At 66.1% G+C, this 799-nt stretch carries 1 protein-coding gene; it reads right to left on the reverse strand.

The window, feature by feature from the left end; all coding sequences use genetic code 11:
• Positions 1-771 (reverse strand): C-terminal helicase domain-containing protein (locus VBE63_RS30725; protein WP_323686736.1); only part of this gene is annotated, 771 nt, incomplete at its 3' end.
• Between the last annotated feature and the right edge of the window lie 28 nt (positions 772-799).

The raw sequence follows: 799 nt of genomic DNA on the forward strand, positions 1-799 counted from the left end.
CAGCACCTCGGCCGGCAGTTGCCGACGCAAGCGCCGGCGCAGATCGGCCGGTGGGGTCAGGCGCAGCATGCGTGCCTGGTCGTCGACGCGGTAGCCCTCGGCCTCCGGGACGCGGCTAATGGCCTGCTTGGCGAAGGCATAGAGGTCGGGGAAGAAGCGATGCGGCTCTTGCCGGAGCGGGGTCGGTCGGCCCGCTAGGGTGGCGGCAGAGCCGTTGCCGGAGCCGACGCCGTCAGAGCTGCCAGCGCCGGTGCCATCTGAGTCAGTGCCAGCGTCGGTTCCGAACAGCGCCGTTTCCCAATCGTCATCATCGTCCGGCTCGGCCTGCTCGATGCACTGCTGCTCGAACTGCTCGGCGTTCAACCCCTCAGCCAGCGCCTCGGCAACGACCTGCTCCTCGGCCTCGATGCTGTGCTTGCGGAGGATCGAGGCCGGATCGCCGATGTTTTGGCTGATCTGCTCGTCCTTGCGTACCAGCACCTCGATCACGCGCAGATCGCCCTTGACGGTCTCGACCTCGGATTCGGTGAGCAGGTAGTCGATCCGCGGCCTGGATTGCTGTCCGAAGCGGTCGACGCGGCCGTTGCGCTGTTGGAACACCATCGGCGACCAGGGCAGATCGAAGTGGACGAGCCGATGACAGAGGAAGTGCAGGTTCAGCCCCTCGGAGGCGACGTCGGAACAGAGCAGCACGCGCAGCGGATCATGCTCCTGGCCGAAGCGCTCAACGATCTCCTGCTGCTCAAGGTCCGAGAGGCCGCCGTCAAGGATAACGAAGGCGTTGGTCTTGAGGCCAAGA

It is taken from the genome of Lamprobacter sp., from assembly GCF_034860625.1.
Taxonomy (GTDB): Bacteria; Pseudomonadota; Gammaproteobacteria; order Chromatiales; family Chromatiaceae; genus Lamprobacter.